Source organism: Pseudomonas massiliensis, from assembly GCF_000826105.1.
GTDB lineage: Bacteria > Pseudomonadota > Gammaproteobacteria > Pseudomonadales > Pseudomonadaceae > Aquipseudomonas > Aquipseudomonas massiliensis.
This window is the reverse complement of the sequence record NZ_CCYK01000005.1, coordinates 491797-507143: the sequence shown is the minus strand read 5'-3', so window position 1 is coordinate 507143 and position 15347 is coordinate 491797. Positions and strand designations below refer to the sequence as shown.

14 protein-coding genes are annotated in these 15347 nt (G+C 57.8%); 7 read left to right on the top strand and 7 right to left on the bottom strand.

Annotated elements, in window-relative coordinates; all coding sequences use genetic code 11:
* Positions 1-7: 7 nt before the first annotated feature.
* On the bottom strand, positions 8-895 hold the full coding sequence (locus tag BN1188_RS05780) for a lysophospholipid acyltransferase (protein ID WP_040260430.1): 888 nt from the start codon (positions 893-895) through the stop codon (positions 8-10).
* Positions 896-932: 37 nt separating this feature from the next.
* The gene (locus BN1188_RS05775) at positions 933-1511 is read right to left on the bottom strand and encodes a DNA-3-methyladenine glycosylase I (protein WP_040260429.1); all 579 of its coding nucleotides are present in this window, start codon (positions 1509-1511) and stop codon (positions 933-935) included.
* A gap of 134 nt (positions 1512-1645) precedes the next feature.
* Between BN1188_RS05775 and glyQ the strand changes: the two genes are divergently transcribed.
* The 4 genes from glyQ to BN1188_RS05755 all read left to right on the top strand — a co-directional run bounded on the left by glyQ (position 1646) and on the right by BN1188_RS05755 (position 6028).
* Positions 1646-2593: a glycine--tRNA ligase subunit alpha gene (gene glyQ, locus BN1188_RS05770; RefSeq protein WP_040260428.1), complete on the top strand. Its 948-nt coding sequence runs from the start codon at positions 1646-1648 to the stop codon at positions 2591-2593.
* Positions 2590-4644, top strand: coding sequence for a glycine--tRNA ligase subunit beta (gene glyS, locus BN1188_RS05765; protein WP_040260427.1), 2055 nt, complete (start codon positions 2590-2592; stop codon positions 4642-4644). Before glyQ ends, glyS begins: the two co-directional genes overlap by 4 nt.
* A complete protein-coding gene (gene gmhB, locus BN1188_RS05760) occupies positions 4644-5192 on the top strand; it encodes a D-glycero-beta-D-manno-heptose 1,7-bisphosphate 7-phosphatase (RefSeq protein ID WP_040260426.1) in 549 nt (182 codons plus the stop codon). Before glyS ends, gmhB begins: the two co-directional genes overlap by 1 nt.
* 65 nt (positions 5193-5257) lie before the next feature.
* Entirely contained in the window at positions 5258-6028 is a 771-nt protein-coding gene (locus tag BN1188_RS05755; RefSeq protein ID WP_040260425.1) for a lysophospholipid acyltransferase family protein, read from the top strand.
* Positions 6029-6178: 150 nt separating this feature from the next.
* On the opposite strand, the gene BN1188_RS05750 is transcribed toward BN1188_RS05755, so the two are convergent.
* The gene (locus BN1188_RS05750) at positions 6179-7801 is read right to left on the bottom strand and encodes an MFS transporter (RefSeq protein WP_040260424.1); all 1623 of its coding nucleotides are present in this window, start codon (positions 7799-7801) and stop codon (positions 6179-6181) included.
* 94 nt (positions 7802-7895) lie between these two features.
* Positions 7896-9554, bottom strand: coding sequence for a GMC family oxidoreductase (locus tag BN1188_RS05745; protein WP_040260422.1), 1659 nt, complete (start codon positions 9552-9554; stop codon positions 7896-7898).
* Positions 9555-9699: 145 nt separating this feature from the next.
* Between BN1188_RS05745 and BN1188_RS05740 the strand changes: the two genes are divergently transcribed.
* From BN1188_RS05740 to BN1188_RS05730, 3 genes are all read left to right on the top strand, one after another.
* Positions 9700-10587 (top strand): LysR family transcriptional regulator, encoded by an 888-nt coding sequence (locus tag BN1188_RS05740; RefSeq protein WP_040260420.1) that lies wholly within the window; start codon positions 9700-9702, stop codon positions 10585-10587.
* 167 nt (positions 10588-10754) lie between these two features.
* Complete coding sequence (locus BN1188_RS05735; RefSeq protein WP_040260419.1) at positions 10755-11243, top strand: Lrp/AsnC family transcriptional regulator; 489 nt, start codon at positions 10755-10757, stop codon at positions 11241-11243.
* A gap of 86 nt (positions 11244-11329) precedes the next feature.
* Positions 11330-12421 (top strand): hypothetical protein, encoded by a 1092-nt coding sequence (locus tag BN1188_RS05730; protein ID WP_040260418.1) that lies wholly within the window; start codon positions 11330-11332, stop codon positions 12419-12421.
* A 235-nt stretch (positions 12422-12656) separates the two neighbouring features.
* Here the strand turns inward: BN1188_RS05730 and BN1188_RS05725 are convergent, their stop codons facing one another.
* From BN1188_RS05725 to BN1188_RS05715, 3 genes are read right to left on the bottom strand one after another with little or no spacing between them, the layout of a single operon-like run.
* A complete protein-coding gene (locus BN1188_RS05725; protein ID WP_040260417.1) occupies positions 12657-13328 on the bottom strand; it encodes a PP2C family protein-serine/threonine phosphatase in 672 nt (223 codons plus the stop codon).
* Positions 13325-14026, bottom strand: a complete 702-nt coding sequence (locus tag BN1188_RS05720) for a nucleotidyl transferase AbiEii/AbiGii toxin family protein (RefSeq protein WP_040260416.1) — start codon at positions 14024-14026, stop codon at positions 13325-13327. Before BN1188_RS05720 ends, BN1188_RS05725 begins: the two co-directional genes overlap by 4 nt.
* A gap of 1 nt (position 14027) precedes the next feature.
* On the bottom strand, positions 14028-14795 hold the full coding sequence (locus BN1188_RS05715; RefSeq protein WP_040260571.1) for a hypothetical protein: 768 nt from the start codon (positions 14793-14795) through the stop codon (positions 14028-14030).
* Between the last annotated feature and the right edge of the window lie 552 nt (positions 14796-15347).

Sequence of the window (15347 nt, the reverse complement as noted above, 5' to 3'; positions counted from 1 at the left end):
GCCTGGCTCAATACCAGCGCGCCTCGCCTGGAGGTCGCTTCTTGAAGCGTTTCATGCTCCACATGTACTGGTCCGGATAAGCCCGGACGTAGTCCTCCACCACGCGGCTCATGGCTGCGGCGGCGACTTCCACATCCGTGCTGTACATGTCCTCGGGCGCAGCCTTGAGCATGACCCGGAAACCCGAGCCATCCGGAAGGCGCACGGCATGCAGGAACACCCCTACCGCCTTGCCGCCGGCGAGCATGTTGGGCACGAACTTGCTGGTCAGGGCCTGGGTGCCCAGGAAGGGCACGAACACGCCGGCTGACTCCGCGGGCTCCGGGTCCGCCGGGATGCCCACCTGACCGCCCTTGCGCACTTCCTTGATCACACTGAGGATGCCTTCCTTGGTCGAAGGCGCCACGCGGTTTCCAAGCTGTACCCGCTGCTTGCGCAAAAGCTCATCCACCGCTTTCTGCTTGGGCGGGCGGTAAAAGATGATCGGCTTGCACTGGCTGCAGTAGAAATGGTTGAGCACTTCCCAGTTACCCAAGTGGCTGGTGATCCCTACTACCCCCTTGCCGGTGGCCAAGGCCTGCTCCAGCACTTCCAGCCCCTCGACTTCATGGATCAGCGCCAGAGACCGCTCGGGCGGCCAGATCCAGGCGCAGGCGCTCTCGGTGAACGAACGGCCAATGTTCTTCAGGCTCGCACCGGTCAGCCGTTCACGCTCGGCGGCTGACAATTCCGGAAAACACTTGGCCAGGTTGATACGAACTACGTCTCGCGAGCGGTTGGGAAGCTTCCACATCAGCCAGCCGATTGCCGCGCCTACCCCTTGCACACCGCGCCAGGGCAACAAGGCGAACGCCTTGAGCAAGCCCACCATCAAGGCGCCCTTTAACTTTTCCACAATTCGTTTCCCTTGCTATGGAGCCGAGCATTCTACCTCAGCCCGGCGCCGTCTCGCCTGAGCGCGCCTGGCTCAGCTGTGGATAACACCCGCAATCGGTCGTGTGGTCCATCACCATGCCGCTCGATTGCATGTAGGCATAGCAGATGGTCGGGCCCACGAAACTGAAGCCGGCCTTCTTCAAGGCCTTGCTCATGGCCTGGGCCTGGGGCGTCTGGGTCGGAACCTCGGCGCGGCTGGCGAAGTGATTGATCAGTGGCGCTCCACCTACGAAAGACCAGAGGAAGGTTACCGGGTCTTCCAGGCGTAACCAGGCCTGGGCATTCTGCCTGGCTGCGTTGAGTTTCATCCGGTTGCGGATGATACCCGGGTCCTGCATGCGTATGTCGATTTCAGCGTCGGTCATGGCTGCCAGCCGCCGGGCATCGAAGCCGAACAGCACTTCACGGTAGCGTGCGCGCTTCTTGAGAATGGTGATCCATGACAATCCGGCCTGGAAACCTTCGAGCACCAGCAGCTCGAACAGGCGCTGCGGGTCACGCAACGGCACGCCCCACTCATGATCATGATAGGCCTGGTAGAGGGGGTCTGAGGTGCACCAGTAACAGCGCTGCATAAGGCTCCAGGCAGATGGGGAAAAGAAGCGGCCCTGGCGGCGATGTTTCCTATTTCGTACAGGACCTAGTGAGCGCGGCGATTCGGGTTATACTTCCGCCTTTTACATTCGCAGCCCAAGATACAGGTGAATTTGTGAACCAGCCTACGCCAGCCGTGCGTACCTTCCAAGACTTGATTCTGGCCCTGCAACAGTACTGGGCGGAGCAAGGTTGCGTGGTGCTTCAGCCTTACGATATGGAAGTGGGCGCGGGCACCTTTCACACCGCCACCTTCCTGCGCGCCGTAGGCCCGGAAAACTGGAACGCCGCCTATGTGCAGCCCAGTCGCCGCCCCGCCGATGGTCGCTATGGCGAAAACCCCAACCGCCTGCAGCATTACTACCAGTTCCAGGTCGTGCTCAAGCCCAACCCGGAGAACTTCCAAGAGCTGTACCTGGGCTCGCTGCGCCATATCGGGCTCGACCCGACCGTGCACGATGTGCGCTTCGTCGAGGACAACTGGGAATCGCCAACCCTGGGCGCATGGGGCCTGGGCTGGGAGGTATGGCTTAACGGCATGGAAGTGACTCAGTTCACCTATTTCCAGCAGGTAGGCGGTATCGAGTGCTACCCGGTCACCGGAGAGATCACCTATGGCCTGGAACGCCTGGCCATGTATCTGCAAGGCGTGGATTCGGTCTATGACCTGGTCTGGACCGACGGTCCCTTTGGCAAGGTGACCTATGGCGACGTGTTCCACCAGAACGAAGTCGAACAATCCACCTACAACTTCGAACACGCCAACGTAGACAAGCTCTTCGAGCTGTTCGACTTCTACGAAAGCGAAGCCAATCGGCTTATCGCACTGCAACTGCCATTGCCGACCTACGAAATGGTGCTCAAGGCTTCGCACACCTTCAACCTGCTGGATGCGCGCCGGGCGATTTCGGTCACCGAGCGCCAGCGCTACATCCTTCGCGTGCGGACCCTGGCCCGCGCCGTGGCGCAGAGCTACCTGCAGGCGCGGGCGCGCCTGGGCTTCCCCATGGCAACCCCTGAATTGCGAGATGAAGTGTTGGCTAAGCTGGAGGCAGCACAATGAGTGCGCAAGATTTCCTGGTTGAACTGGGCACCGAAGAGCTGCCACCCAAAGCCCTGGCAACCCTGGGCGAAGCCTTCCTGGCCGGTATCCAGAAGGGCCTGGCCAGCGCCGGCCTGAACTACAGCGCCAGCCGGTATTACGCCGCGCCTCGTCGCCTGGCGGTGCTGGTTAGCGGCCTGGACGTGCAGCAAGCCGACCGCAGCGTGAACCTGGATGGCCCACCTCGCCAGGCGGCCTTCGATGCCGACGGCAACCCGACCCAGGCAGCCTTGGGCTTCGCGCGCAAATGCGGCGTGGACATTTCCGAGATCGACCAGAGCGGCCCCAAGCTGCGCTATAGCCAGACCATTACCGGCAAGCCCACGCTGAGCCTGTTGCCGACCATCGTCGAAGATTCGCTCAACGACCTGCCCATCCCCAAGCGCATGCGCTGGGGTGTGCGCAAGGACGAATTCGTGCGGCCGACCCAATGGCTGGTGATGCTGTTCGGCGACAACGTGGTTGACTGCACGCTGCTGGCCCAGCGGGCCGGGCGTGACTCCCGCGGGCACCGTTTCCACCATCCGGAAGCCGTGCGTATCAGCTCTCCGGCCAGCTATGCCGACGACCTGCGCAAGGCCTACGTACTGGCCGATTTCCAGGAGCGCCGTGAGATCATCCGCAAGCGCGTGGATGAACTGGCTGTACAGCAGGAAGGTACGGCGGTCGTGCCTGCGGCCCTGCTCGATGAGGTTTCCGCGCTGGTCGAGTGGCCGGTACCGCTTGTGTGCTCTTTCGAAGAGCGCTTCCTGCAGGTTCCTCAGGAAGCCTTGATCACCACCATGCAGGACAACCAGAAGTACTTCTGCCTGCTGAATGCCGAAGGCAAGCTGCTACCACGCTTCATTACCGTCGCCAATATCGAGAGCCGCGATCCGCGTCAGATCGTCGAGGGCAACGAGAAGGTCGTGCGGCCTCGCCTGACTGACGCCGAATTCTTTTTCAACCAGGACAAGAAGCAATCCCTGGAAAGCTTCAACGAGCGCTTGCAGAACGTAGTGTTCCAGGCGCAGTTGGGCAGCGTCTACGACAAGGCCGTTCGCGTGTCCAAGCTGGCGGCATTCATTGCGCCGCGCATCGGCGGCGATGCCCAGCGCGCTACCCGCGCCGGCCTGTTGAGCAAGTGCGACCTGGCCACGGAGATGGTCGGCGAATTCCCGGAGATGCAGGGGATCGCCGGCTATTACTATGCCCAGCATGATGGCGAAGCCGAAGACGTGGCCTTGGCACTGAACGAACAGTACATGCCCCGCGGCGCTGGCGCGGAGTTGCCGCAGACGCTGACTGGCGCGGCTGTGGCCATCGCCGACAAGCTCGACACCCTGACGGGCATCTTCGGCATCGGCATGCTCCCTACCGGCAGCAAGGACCCGTACGCGTTGCGTCGAGCTGCCTTGGGGGTACTGCGCATCCTGATCGAAAAACAGCTGGATCTGGATCTGGGAGAAGCCGTCGGGTTCTCCGTTGCCCTGTATGCCGGCAAGGTGGATTCCGCCACGCTGGCCGATCAGGTGCTGGAATTCATTTTCGATCGCTTGCGCGCACGCTACGAAGACGAGGGCGTGGATGTGGCCAGCTACCTGGCCGTACGTGCCCTTAAACCAGGCTCGGCGCTGGACTTCGACCAGCGGGTACAAGCGGTGCAGGCATTCCGTCGGCTGCCTGAAGCCGAAGCCCTGGCGGCGGTGAACAAGCGGGTGTCCAACCTTCTGGGCAAGGCCGAAGGCGCGGTCGCGAGCCAGGTCGAACCCAAGTACTTCGACAACGCCCATGAATTCTCGCTGTATTCGGCAATCCAGCAGGCCGACCATGCCGTGCAGCCCATGGCCCAGGCACGTCAGTACAACGAAGCCTTGACCCGCTTGGCAGCCCTTCGCGAGCCTGTGGACGCCTTCTTCGAAGCAGTGATGGTCAATGCCGAAGACCCAAGCGTGCGAGCCAACCGCTATGCGCTGCTGGCCCGCTTGCGCGGTCTGTTCCTAGGCGTGGCTGACATCTCGGTACTGGGCTGATGGTCAAGCTGGTCATCCTCGATCGAGACGGCGTCATCAACCAGGACTCCGACGCCTACATCAAGTCCGTGGAAGAGTGGATACCGATTCCAGGCTCGATCGAGGCAATCGCCCAGCTGAACCAGGCAGGCTGGGCCGTGGCGGTGGCCACCAACCAGTCCGGTATTGCACGCGGGTATTACTCGCTGGAAACCCTGGACGCCATGCATGCGCGGTTACGGGCCCTTGTGGCCGAGGCGGGCGGCGAAATGGGGGTAATCGAATACTGCCCCCATGGCCCCTCGCAAGGCTGCGAATGCCGCAAGCCGCAGCCGGGAATGCTGCGACGTATCGCCAAGCACTATGGGGTAGCGCTCAAGGGCGTCTGGTTCGTCGGGGATACTTCGAGCGATCTCGCCGCGGCCTTGGCAGTGGACGCTCAGCCCGTCCTGGTTCGCACCGGCAAAGGTGAGAAGACCGCCAAAGAGCCGTTGCCCCCCGGCACACTGGTTTTCGACAACCTGGCTTCTGTGGCCAGTGCACTTATCCACACCGCCACTGCCCCCTGAACCTGGCGCCGGCCTGGGGCAAGTGTCACTCATCAACGGGGCCGGCCCCGCACGGTAACCTATTCATGTCCACAGTGCTGGCCATTCGCATCGCCATTTTCTACTGCTTGTTGGGCTTGAGCGCGCTCCTGTGGTGCACGCTCGGTTTCTTTGTCTGCCCTTTCCTGAAATTCCCTGCCCGCTACCGCTTCATCAATGTTTACTGGTGCCGGTTCGCCTTGCTGCTGACTCGCCTGTTCTTGGGTATCGACGTCAAGGTCACAGGCGCCGAAAACGTGCCGGCCACTCCCTGTGTCATCCTCTCCAATCACCAGAGTACCTGGGAAACCTTCTTCCTTTCGGCATATTTCCAGCCGCTGAGCCAGGTCCTGAAAAAAGAGCTGCTGTATGTCCCCTTTTTCGGCTGGGCCATGGCGATGTTGCGTCCTATCGCCATCGACCGGGAGAATCCCAAAGAAGCCCTGCGGGAAGTCGCCAGCAAGGGCGATGTACTGCTAAAGGATGGGGTGTGGGTACTTATTTTCCCTGAAGGCACCCGGGTGCCTTACGGTACTGTGGGTAAGTTCACCCGTAGCGGCGCTGCGCTGGCAGTCAACGCGGGCTTGCCTGTACTGCCGATCGCTCATAATGCAGGCAAGTTCTGGCCCCGGGATGGTTGGGGCAAACGCCCGGGAATTATCGAGGTGATGATTGGGCCGCCCATGTTCGCTGAAGGTAGCGGGCCACGCGCAACCGCTGAGCTTAACGACCGGGCCGCTACGTGGATTACCGAAGCCCAGCGATCGATGGGAGCACTGGTTTCCCCAGCCTCAGTGGATACCTCGAAAGTGCTCTGACTGTGGATAACTTGTGAGCAGTTTTTCGAAAGGATTGCTCGATGGTTACGCAACCTATTGAAAATCAAGCCTAATCCAAAAAGCCTGATTGACACGAAAAACGTGCATAACTTTTCAGGGAGCGCGCCGGCATGATGCCGGCGCGTTCGTTCATGCTTTGTCGAGATCCACGTGCCGTGTTTCCTTTAGAGCAATCAAGCCTACTACCAGGCTCACCGCGGTTACCAGGATCGGGTACCAAAGTCCGTAATAGATATCTCCGGTATAGACCACCAGCGCGAAGGACACCGTCGGCAGGAAGCCACCGAACCAACCATTACCAATATGGTAGGGCAAGGACATGGAGGTATAGCGGATCCGGGTAGGGAACAGTTCAACCATGACGGCGGCCAATGGACCGTAGGTCATGGTCGCGATCAAGATGAGCGCTACGATGATCCCTACCACCATAGGCTGGTTCACTTGGGCTGGTTCGGCTTTGGTCGGGTAACCGGCTGCGGTGATGGCGCCCCGAAGCGCGGGTTCATCATAGCCCTCCAGACGGGTCTGGCCCACGGTCACCACGACGGGGCTACCGGCCTCCGCTGCCTGGGAACTGTAGGGTACGCCTGCCTTGACCAATAGCGTCTTCACCTTGTCGCAAGGGCTGTCGAAGCGAGCCTTGCCTACCGGGTCGAACTGAAAGGTACAGGTCGCCGGGTCAGCCAGCACTGTAATCGGCGCCTGTTGGCTCGCTTGGGCGATTTGCGGGTTGGCGTACTGGCTCAATGCTTTGAACAGCGGGAAGTAGCACAGCGTAGCCAGAAGCAGCCCCGTCATCAGAATGGGCTTGCGTCCGATACGGTCCGATAGCCAACCGAAGAAGACGAAGAAGGGCGCGCCTATGAGCACGCTGATGATCATCAGGTTATTGGCCTGGGCCGCGTCCAGCTTGAGCATCTGGGTAAGGAAGAACATCACGTAGAACTGGGCGGTATAGAAGGTTACCGCCTGCCCGGCGTTGATGCTGAACAGGGCCGTCAGCACGATCTTCAGGTTCGCCCAGGAACCGAAGGACTCGCGTATGGGTGCCTTGCTGGTCTTGCCTTCGGCTTTCATTTTCGTGAAGGCAGGGGATTCATGCAGGCTCATGCGAATCCAGGTGGAGATCCCCAGCAGTACGATGGACAGCAGGAACGGCAGGCGCCAGCCCCAGGTTTCGAACTGATCCCCGCTGATGTACCGGCATGCCGCGACTACCAGTAGGGACAACAGCAAGCCCAGGGTCGCGGTGGATTGTATCCATCCTGTGTGATGGCCGCGCTTGTTCGCTGGGGCGTGCTCGGCGACATAAGTCGCCGCGCCGCCGTATTCCCCACCGAGGGCCAGACCCTGCAGCATGCGAAGCACGATCAGGATGACCGGCGCTGCGATGCCTATGCTCGCATAGGTCGGCAAGAGGCCGACGGCAAAGGTGGAAACGCCCATGAGGACGATGGTGACCAGGAAGGTGTATTTGCGGCCGATCATGTCGCCCAATCGACCGAACACCAGCGCGCCGAAGGGCCTGACCAGGAACCCGGCGGCAAAGGCCATGAGCGCGAAGATGAAGGCTGTGGTGTCGTTGACGCCGGCGAAGAATTGCTTGCTGATAACGGCAGCCAAGGCGCCGTAGAGGAAAAAGTCATACCACTCGAAGACCGTCCCTAGGGATGACGCGAAGATGATCTTGCGTTCCTCCCGCGCCGTGGTAGTCACCGCATGGACGGTTTGCGGCTCAATGTAGTCCGTCATTGTCTTGTCCTCGGCCCTTAGGGCACAGTGATTGTTATTTTTTTCCACTGTCCGCCCTGGAAGACTGCGCCAGGACGCTGTTACGCCTTGCACCTCAGTATTCGGTGAGTACCTCCCTGGCTCCTTGAGGAGCGCTGGTCAACCCTTCCGGTTTGGCTTGCATCAACAATTGCGCGGCCTTTTCCGCAATCATCAACGTAGGGCTGCACGTATTGCCCGAGACAATGGCAGGCATGATCGAGGCATCGGCGATTCGCAGGCCACGTACGCCTCGTACCCGCAGTTGAGGGTCCACTACCGAGGCTACGTCCGGCCCCATGCGGCAGGTGCCCGCGGGATGAAATATAGTCGTTCCAATAACGCTCGCTGCTTTTTGTAGATCGTCTTCAGTGCTCAGCTCGGCTCCAGGCAGGTATTCCTTCGGGGCATAAGGCTGCAATGCCGGTGCCTGGACAATGCGGCGGGTAAGGCGCACGGCGTCAGCCGCTACCTTCAGATCGTCCGGGTGGCTCAGGTAGTTTGGATCGATCAATGGCGCGTGGCTCGGGTCCGCACTGGTGATTTCCACACGGCCCCGGCTTTTCGGGCGCAAATTGCACACCGAAGCGGTGAAGGCCGGGAACCGATGCAAGGGCTCTCCGAATCGATCCAGTGACAGCGGCTGTATGTGGTATTGGAGATTCGCGCTCGTTTGGTCGGGATCGGACCGTACGAAGGCACCTAGCTGGCTTGGCGCCATGGCCAGCGGGCCACTGCGATCATAGAGGTAACGCAGCCCCATGCCGCATTTACCCCATAGGCTGTTGGCGACCTGGTTAAGCGTGCGCACATTGGATACTTGATAGATCAGACGCAACTGCAGGTGGTCCTGCAAATTGCCGCCGACCTCTCGGGCATCTACGCGTACCGGTATGTTCAGCCGTTCCAGCAATGACCGCGGCCCTATGCCTGAGCGTTGCAGGATGGCCGGAGAGCCGATCGAGCCAGCGGTAAGAATTACTTCACGCCGTGCCTTGAACATGTGCCGCGCACCAAGCCACTCGGCGCTTACGCCTATGGCCCGATCTGCCTCCAGAAGCACGTTATCCACAGTTACCTGGGTGAGTACCCGAAGGTTCGCTCGACTGAGTACAGGTTTCAGGAATGCCTTGGAAGCGTTCCAACGAACGCCGACCTTTTGATTGACCTGGAAATATCCACAGCCTTCATTATCGCCACGATTGAAATCGTCCACAGGCGCAATTCCCGACTGCTCAGCCGCGGCTCGAAAAGCATCGAGGATGGGCCAGCGATAGCGCTGGTGCTCTACGCGCCATTCTCCCTTTGAGCCATGCCAGGCATTTTCGCCACCCATATGCCGTTCGGTCTTCTTGAACAACGGAAGTACGTCTTGCCAGCTCCATCCTTCATTGCCAGCGGCCGCCCACTTGTCGTAATCCAGCGCCTGGCCGCGCATATAGATCATCCCGTTGATGGATGAGCAGCCGCCTAGCACCCTTCCTCGTGGGTAATTCAACGTCCGGCCAGCCAGTCCTGTCTGAGGCTGCGTCTTGAAACACCAATCGGTTCGAGGATTGCCGATGCAGAACAGATATCCGACCGGTATATGAATCCAGGCATAGTTATCAGGCCCCCCGGCTTCGAGTAGCAGCACACGACAACGGGGGTCAGCTGAAAGACGATTGGCCAGCAAACTGCCCGCCGGACCGGCGCCGACGATGATGTAGTCATAGGGCTCTTGAGCGGGTGCCATGGGTCAGCCTCGCGTTTTTTTTGTTGTTGAACCCTCATGGTATTGATTGAAGCCGTTTTGAAAACGATAGTTTTCGCCCACTGCCTGTGCGATTTTGCACACCGAAACAGCCTGCTGATTTACAACGATAAATAACGGAGCAGCCATGTTCGACTGGGATGACCTGCGTTTTTTCCTGGAGCTTCAGCGCAGCGGACGGCTGCTGACCGCTGCCAAGCGCTTGAATACCACCCACAGCACCGTGGCGCGACATATAGAGCGGATCGAGCACCACTTGGGTGTGGCGCTCTTCGTTCAGCAGGCCCAAGGCTATGAGCTTACCCCGGCGGGCCAGGCTCTGCTCAGGCACGCCGAAGCCATGGAGAACACCGCACTGTTGGCCCAAGAGGAGATCACCCAGGCCATCATGCCGCTGGGCAAGATTCGCCTCGGCACAGCCGAAGGCATTGGTGTCTGTTTCCTCACTCCCCGCATGCCCCAGCTGTTCAGCCGTTACCCTGGCCTGCAGGTTGAAATGGTAGCCGTCCCTCGGTTCGTGAGCATCCTTAACCGAGAAGCTGAAATCAGTATCCATTTGGAGCGTCCAGACGCTGATGTACTGATCACTCGCAAACTCAGCGATTACCGTTTGGGCCTGTACGCCAGCCCAGCCTATCTGGCGAAAGCGCCCCGGCTAGAGCAGCGTGAGCACCTAAGCCAGCACAGCTGGATCGGGTACGTGGATGATTTACTGTTCAGCGAACAGCTTCTACTTATCAACAGCTTCTGTCGCTCCGCCAATGTGGTTTACCGGAGCACAAGTGTCCTGGCCCAGCAACAGGCAGCCCATGCAGGGCTTGGCATCGCTGTGCTCCCTCAATACATGGCGGCCCGAGACCCTTTACTGCAACGGGTACTCCCTGGTGAAGCCATTCTGCGTACCTACTGGATCAGTACGCGCAAGGAGCTTCACAAATCAGTGCGCCTACGGATTGTCTGGGATTTCCTTATGGAACTCTGTACCACCGATGTCGGCGTTCTAATGGAAGCATGATTACGTACTATTGTACTAGACTTCTCTTTAAAAATGCCGGTTTTAAGCTAGTTTGTTTGTCTAACGTATTACATAACACATTCTGTTACTGACGCTTTTCAGTAGCTGGACGTACTGGCTTGATGATATTACTGGCCGTTATACCGCTTTCTAGGTAGGTAATTCCCATGCGTAAACTTGACCGAACTGACATCACCATTCTCAATGCTCTGCAAAGTAATGCTCGTATCACCAATGCAGAACTGGCCAAAGCGGCGAATCTGACACCTACACCTTGTTTCAACCGGGTCAAGGTCATGGAGGAGCTTGGGTTGATCAAGCAACAGGTCACCTTGTTGGCCCCAGAGATGCTTGGCCTGCATGTGAATGTCTTCATTCACGTCAGTCTTGAGAAACAGGTAGAAGGGGCCTTGGCACGCTTTGAAGAGGCCATTTCCCAGCGTCCAGAGGTCATGGAGTGCTATCTCATGAGTGGAGATGCCGATTACCTGATCAGGGTGCTGGTACCTGATATCCATGCCTTGGAGCGGTTCATCATCAACCACCTCACGCGCTTTCCGGGCGTGGCCAATATTCGCTCCAGCTTTGCGCTCAAGCAGGTGCGCTATAAAACCGCGCTTCCATTACCACCCAATGGGCTGGTGATCGGTGAATAGAGAAGGGCGGTGGAAGCGGTTCCAGCTCTTTCTCAACTCTGCTAAGCGATAGCTTGGTAGCGTCTCGATAGCGCAAGGAGAGCGCGATGTCTGAATGGAATAAACGTTTTACTCACCTTATCCGCGAAAGTCGGCCCGACCTTTGGGGAAACTGGGCCCTGGCGCCTCATTTACAAACCGGAGCAGTAGGGGTGCTCGACCCCTCGAGCGGTAGCTTCAAGCTGGTAGCCGAAGCGGTGCCGCAAGCACGTTTTGCCGATAGAGCGGCGTCTTCTACCTGGAAGCTGTCCAGTGAAGGTGTGTCACGTCACCAAGCGGATGCTCGGGCAGAAGCTGCCTTCGTTGATCCCAATACCGGTTTGAAGATAAAGCCCGAGCTTGCTTACACCTGGAAATTCCAGAAAAAACAGTCATTGGTTTCAGAATTTGCTATCGCTCATGAATCAGTGATCAGCGATCTCGGTGTGCTTAGCGAGCAATATGAATGGCTCCTTCGGCAGGCAGAAAAGGTTGGTTTTGCTCGAGACGGTCGCATTGTTCAAGGCTTCGGAGTCATCACCGGTGTTGTCTATGCCAATAGCGGTGTCAACCTGGGCGCGAATGAGCAGGACGCCAGCTACACCCTGGGTGGTACGGCAGAGGGTCTTCATGCGCTCCTTGGAGATAAAGGCCCAGCCGGGAGGCTCAAGGCCTCCTATGGGTATAGCCGTGAAACCCGCTCTCTGGACAAACACGTTTGGCCCGCTACCGAAGGTACGGTGCCGTCCTCAGTGATTCCTATCGCTTTTGCCTTTTCCTCATTCGAAGGCACTACCTTGTTGCCCAGCTGGAGACGTAGGGTAGAGCGTCTGGCGATCTATCTCGACAGCAAGGCGAGCAAGGTCACCACCTATGTGGTGAAGGCGAAACTGAGCTACTACCTCAAGGGCAAACGGCATCAGGAACCGGTGATTACCATTACAGGCGGCCTTTCTGGTGCATTCGCGGACATACCCCTGTCGGCCACGAAGATGACCCTTGAGCTTGTCTTCAAAGGCGTGCTCAGGGATGAAAAGCGGGTGATGTCTTGGGATATGCCACTAGGCCAATGGCCGAAGGGGGAGATGCATCTCGACATTACAGGCACTTGGCCTGGGAGCTCAAAAGTGACTATACGGGACGATCTGAACAACGCCTGACATAGCAGGCGCCTTCACTGTGTCATTCAAAAGCAAACCCCGGTGCGGGCCGGGGTTTGCTTGCCCAATTAAGGGCAGGGGAGGGGAGAATGTGTGTAGGGTCACAAAAAAGTTGACTCCGCAGGCTTAGCAAAAGCTGCCACGAAGTCATTTTCTTTGTGATTTCCCTCAACAGGTTTCACAGAATAGATGATAAAGGCCTATCAAATTCTCACAATAGTTGGCTTGGCTTGCCTCACATCCTCACATCAATCCAAGTGACATCATCACTCACGACAGCAATTTCTCCAGCTGGCTCATTGATCGCAGCAGCTTGCTGCGATTCAGTGAGCTCGGCCCAGAACCCATCAGTGGCGAAGACAAAACGAGTTCCCGCCGGTGCCGGCTGGCGTAAAAAATCTGGATCCGGAGTGCGAGTTGCCCTGAGGCTTCGGGTAACCAGATTGCGTGCAGGATCCAACGCTAATTCGCGGTGCGATCGGTCGCGCTTCCAGTTTGCTTTGCAGTGTGGAGGAGTAAACCATTCGATATTGCCATCGTTTCCAGCCATCCCACAGGCGCAATCACCTTCATAAGCAACGGTGAGTTGGCCCTGGGATGCGACACCGATCAGGTAACTGGTGGTGCCAGTCTGGTTCGTGAACAGCTGCCGGTGCATATCCACCAAGATATCGTTGAGCAATTGTTGAACCTGTTCTGGGCTGGAGTCATCTGCCCCCTGAGCAACATGGCTCAGATAGGCCTTGATCACCCCTTGAGCCAAGCCTTGGGCAAGCTGACCGCTACCTGGTTTCGAGGTGCCATCCATTATGACAAAAAGGCCTCGTGCCCCATGGATCTCAGCAGCTGCAAAATCGTGGTTCGCTGCTCGCTCATGCCCTTTTACGGACCTCTTTTGATATCTCATGCGAGCGCGCTCAGGTCCTTCATTCGTTGATGAATGAGCTGACCACGCCCTGGGTTAGCACGAACAGAACCTATGCTCTCAATTGCATAATCAATATCGCTGAGTTTTGCCAGGGCGCCGATGCGCTCGGCAATGTATTGCCTCAGTTCGTCGCTGGCTTTGCTGACCTCGTCCAAGAGCTCCGGGCGTCCGTCGAGCAGGGTGATGATGTCCTCTACGTCCTTGTGGTAAGGGTTTCCTTCTCCTCGGCCACTGAAGGCTTCGAGCTTAGTCGCCAGGAAGTAAGGTGGCTTGAAGATTCGAATTACCCGGCCGCTTGGAAGCTCGAATGGTACCGCCTGATCGAGTCCCTCTACGTACCAGCGGTTTGCGTAACCGAGAATTGATGGGTCGCTTGGCATTACATCGACGATGGCATCGTTGAACCTGAAGCGACAGGTCACATCATCCTCACCAGTGATTTTGAAGCCCTTCTCTGCCAGACGGACGGTGAGCTTTTCCCACGCAGATATTCCGGCGATCTCGATAACCAGATCGACGTCGTCGGTGAAACGGATGTCGTCCAACACTGCGTTATCGGTAACCAGCATAGCGGTCGTGCATCCACCGACAAAGGCGCACTCAGTCAGAAAATCGTCACCCAAGCCATCAGCCACAAACGAGATCAACTCGTAGTTGTGGTCCGCATTCGATGCCATATTACTTCAACCCCATCCCTGCCTTTAGTATGTTGACAGCCACGCCACATTCCCTTGGGCCGCCAACGCGGATCGCGTCTACTAGCGCGAGGTAATGATAAAGGGTCCTGTCTTTTTTTACTGCCTCAGGGACCGTCTTGTAGAGGGGTTCAATCGACTGGCCCCGCTCGCTCCCCAATGGGTCGGGCCACACAGGTATTAGTCCGCCTGCGCTTTTTAGGCTTTTCGATAGGGCTGGCGCAGCAAACCCAGTAGGAATGCCGCGAACTATTGCACCTGGCTTTACCGGGAAAAAGTACTTCAGCGCATGCTCAGTAATCTTGAGCAGCTCGCGGCGATTTACCTTCGGGAGGGCGGTTTCGTAGTCATTGGTCAGAAGGCCAGCATTTCGGCATCGCGCCATCGAGTTGGAAACTTCACTTTTACTGAGGCCAAGCGACGCAGAGAGCGCCCGCAAGGAATAGTTTTCGTTCCAACTCGTTACTGGGGTCGACGGCACCACATCCGACCATCCCTCCCATCGGTCAGAGTCGCCCATTGGTGAATCGAGTTCTTGTGGTTGAAATACAGTGTCTTCGTCATTGAACGGCAGCTGAGACAGTACCCAACCTATCGGGCCGCTAGCTGCCATCAACCCACGGGGCTCTGGGTTCAGCATGTTTTTCACCTGCTCAGAGGTGGATTCGGATTCCATACGGCCAAACAGATTTTCTTCTTGAGCGTGCAGGCTAGTCATCTTGAAAAGCAACAAAATGTCTTGACTCTTCATAACGGCCATTCCTCCATGTGTCCACACTCCATGAAACATGGACAATATTTTCGTGGCGCGAACTCAATAGTCAAGAAAATTTTTCCTGCAGGGGCTAGAAATCGACGTCCGTGGATAGACGCTATGCAATCTGCTCTAGATTCCATTCCGCCGATCAAAAATCGGAAAAAGCTATTGACAAAAAGAAATTAAAGGAAAAACACTCGTCCACACTCCATGAATTGTGGACGAGTGTTTTTTTGGAGATTCAAGCCTGTCAACTAATTCTGTCGAATGGTTCGGCTGGTGGGGCCAGCGACAGATGTCGAGGCGGTCGAGGCCGCATGCGGGAGCCCTGCCTACTCCGCTTCACTCCATCGATGCTAGCCATGCCGTATTAGGCCGCTGTTCACCGTTTATGTGGACCCGGCCCAGATGCTGAAGTACCGGCAGAAGGTATGTGATCCAGCGAGTATCGCCAGCCATGCCCCTGGTGGTACCGATTGACGAAGAGCCGCTGCTGGGCTGCCCGACGATTCAGCCGGTACCTGCAGCAGAGGACTGCACCGCTTC

Excerpts from the sequence above, each read along its gene's own strand:
- BN1188_RS05775 (WP_040260429.1), bottom strand. The coding sequence starts at position 1,511 with ATGCAGCGCTGTTACTGGTGCACCTCAGACCCCCTCTACCAGGCCTAT.
- glyS (WP_040260427.1), top strand. The coding sequence starts at position 2,590 with ATGAGTGCGCAAGATTTCCTGGTTGAACTGGGCACCGAAGAGCTGCCA.
- gmhB (WP_040260426.1), top strand. The coding sequence starts at position 4,644 with ATGGTCAAGCTGGTCATCCTCGATCGAGACGGCGTCATCAACCAGGAC.
- BN1188_RS05755 (WP_040260425.1), top strand. The coding sequence starts at position 5,258 with ATGTCCACAGTGCTGGCCATTCGCATCGCCATTTTCTACTGCTTGTTG.
- BN1188_RS05750 (WP_040260424.1), bottom strand. The coding sequence starts at position 7,801 with ATGACGGACTACATTGAGCCGCAAACCGTCCATGCGGTGACTACCACG.
- BN1188_RS05745 (WP_040260422.1), bottom strand. The coding sequence starts at position 9,554 with ATGGCACCCGCTCAAGAGCCCTATGACTACATCATCGTCGGCGCCGGT.
- BN1188_RS05740 (WP_040260420.1), top strand. The coding sequence starts at position 9,700 with ATGTTCGACTGGGATGACCTGCGTTTTTTCCTGGAGCTTCAGCGCAGC.
- BN1188_RS05735 (WP_040260419.1), top strand. The coding sequence starts at position 10,755 with ATGCGTAAACTTGACCGAACTGACATCACCATTCTCAATGCTCTGCAA.
- BN1188_RS05730 (WP_040260418.1), top strand. The coding sequence starts at position 11,330 with ATGTCTGAATGGAATAAACGTTTTACTCACCTTATCCGCGAAAGTCGG.
- BN1188_RS05725 (WP_040260417.1), bottom strand. The coding sequence starts at position 13,328 with ATGAGATATCAAAAGAGGTCCGTAAAAGGGCATGAGCGAGCAGCGAAC.
- BN1188_RS05720 (WP_040260416.1), bottom strand. The coding sequence starts at position 14,026 with ATGGCATCGAATGCGGACCACAACTACGAGTTGATCTCGTTTGTGGCT.
- BN1188_RS05715 (WP_040260571.1), bottom strand. The coding sequence starts at position 14,795 with ATGAAGAGTCAAGACATTTTGTTGCTTTTCAAGATGACTAGCCTGCAC.